3 protein-coding genes are annotated in these 2,073 nt (G+C 70.7%); 1 reads left to right on the forward strand and 2 read right to left on the reverse strand.

All coding sequences use genetic code 11. From position 1 onward, the window contains the following. Together VOI19_RS18585 and VOI19_RS18590 are read right to left on the reverse strand one after the other, a co-directional pair. Positions 1-1,053 (reverse strand): hypothetical protein (locus tag VOI19_RS18585; RefSeq protein ID WP_323794427.1); only part of this gene is annotated, 1,053 nt, incomplete at its 3' end. Beyond that, positions 1,050-1,421, reverse strand: coding sequence for a hypothetical protein (locus VOI19_RS18590; RefSeq protein ID WP_323794428.1), 372 nt, complete (start codon positions 1,419-1,421; stop codon positions 1,050-1,052). The genes VOI19_RS18585 and VOI19_RS18590, both read right to left, overlap by 4 nt. A 122-nt stretch (positions 1,422-1,543) precedes the next feature. Between VOI19_RS18590 and VOI19_RS18595 the strand changes: the two genes are divergently transcribed. Next, positions 1,544-2,073 (forward strand): wax ester/triacylglycerol synthase domain-containing protein (locus tag VOI19_RS18595; RefSeq protein WP_323794429.1); only part of this gene is annotated, 530 nt, incomplete at its 3' end.

A 2,073-nucleotide genomic window follows, 5' to 3' on the forward strand; every position in this document is an offset into this window, starting at 1 on the left:
GGTGAGGTAGTGCGCCACGATGTAGCCCACGACGATGGGCACGAGCGAGTGGGCGAAGGCGTTGGGCAGCTCGCGGCGGCGTCGGTCGGGCCCGACCCCGGTGAGCACCGAGCCGAGGGCGAAGATGCCGGTCGCGCCCGCGCAGAAGACCACCAGGGCGATGTTGTTGAGCACCTCGCCGTTGACGCTGGAGCCCTGCACGTAGGACACCCACGCCGAGGACTCGCTGAAGGAGTCGAAGCCGGTGCTGCCGAAGAGCACGCCGGTCACGGCGATCAGTCCGGGCCGGACCGGCACGGTCGCGAGGTTCGCCAGCGGGCTGCGCAGCACCAGCGAGCCGTCCTTGACGGCCCAGACCGAGAGCTTCGAGGCCAGCGTCGAGTAGACCTCGAAGGGGTCGGCCAGCTCGTAGAACCGGTTGCCGAACAGGGCACCGCCGATGAGCATCACGGCGAGGTAGACCGCGCACCACAGCCGCAGCGGGCCCAGCTCGTAGGCCGAGGGATAGACCAGCTCGAACCAGACGAAGGCGAACAGGCCGAGGGCGGCCGGCCAGTGCCCGAGGCGCTCGGGATAGCGGTAGAGCCCCGCCTCGGGGTCTCCGCCGGCCACCTTGGCGAACAGCAGGTTGATGGTGCGGACCGGGCTGATCGCCTTCCAGAACGGTCCGAAGAGCACCGACATCGCGACCACGCCGACCCAGAGCCAGACGTAGAAGATGCCGAAGACCGGGTTGATCTGCGACTCGCGCCCGAAGACGGCTGCGGCGATCGAGAACAGGAGCACGATCAGGCCGAAGCCCCGCAGCCCGACGCGGAAGGCCGTCGAGCCGACGAGGGCCTGGAGCGGGCCCGGGGCCGGACGGCCTGCGCCGTCCTCCTCGTACCGCGGTGTGCGCCAGGCGACGGCGAGCACGGTGAACGAGATGACCAGCGCGGCGATACCGCCTGCGATGGCCAGGTTGAGCGGGATCGGGAGGTCGGCCTGGCCGCCGATGCCGTGCGCGTAGAGGTCGGTGTCCAGCTGGGTGCCTAGGTGAGTGGCCAGGCTCACGAGACGACGAGCTTGGCGATGAGCGTGCCGTAGGTGTGCGACTCGACCTCGACCTGCCCGGGGCGGTCGATGCGCAGGGTGAACGTCTCGGCCTCGCCGGTGCCGTCGTAGTCGAGCTCGGCCTCGGGGTCGGAGTGCACGTGGATCTGCCCGGGGGCGTCCGCGGTGACGACCAGGTCGACCTCCTCGCCGACCGGCACCTCCACGGCGTCGCCACTGGGGGAGACCTCGCCGTCCGCGACGGTGATGGCGATGCTGACGCGCTCGGCGTCGGAGGACCCTCCAGAGGTGCTCGAGTCGTCTCCGCAGGCCGTGCCGGCAGCGCCGATGACGAGCAGGGCTGCCAGGACTCCGAGGCGCCGACGCATGGGGGTTTCCTCCTGATGGTGGGACGGCTGCCGCAGGTTCGGCGGGCCTCTGTCAGAATCGCACGACCATCAAGTGCGAACTCAGCGGCCCCTCGGGTGCGGCTGTCCGGGAGGGGGCCGAGGTGAACGATCGTCTGCGCTCGCGCGACCGTGCGTTCCTCACCGAGGAGGAGCCCACCTCGCCGCGCCACAACGCCACGGTCGAGATCTTCGACCCGGCCGACTCCGGGTTCGACTACGAGCGCCTGGTCGAGCTCATCTCCGACCGGATCTCGTTCGTCCCGCGCTACCGCCAGCGCCTCGCCACGGTGCCCGGCGGCCTGGCCAACCCGGTCTGGGTCGACGACGAGGCCTTCGACCTCGGCTACCACGTACGCCGCTCGGCGCTGCCTCGTCCCGGCACCGACGAGCAGCTCTTCGAGCTCGTCGCGCGGATCGTCTCGCGCCCGCTCGACCGCACGCACCCGCTCTGGGAGATCTACTTCATCGAGGGGCTGAGCGACGGCCGCGTCGCGATCCTCTCCAAGTCGCACCAGGCCCTCGTCGACGGCGTGCACACCGTCGACCTCGGTCAGCTGCTGCTCGACGTCACGCCCGAGCCGCGCCTGCTCGAGCCCGACGAGTGGATCCCGCAGGCAAGCCCCTCGGCCCC

Origin of the sequence: Nocardioides sp. (genome assembly GCF_034670285.1) — a bacterium.
In the GTDB taxonomy this organism is placed as follows: Bacteria; Actinomycetota; Actinomycetes; order Propionibacteriales; family Nocardioidaceae; genus Nocardioides.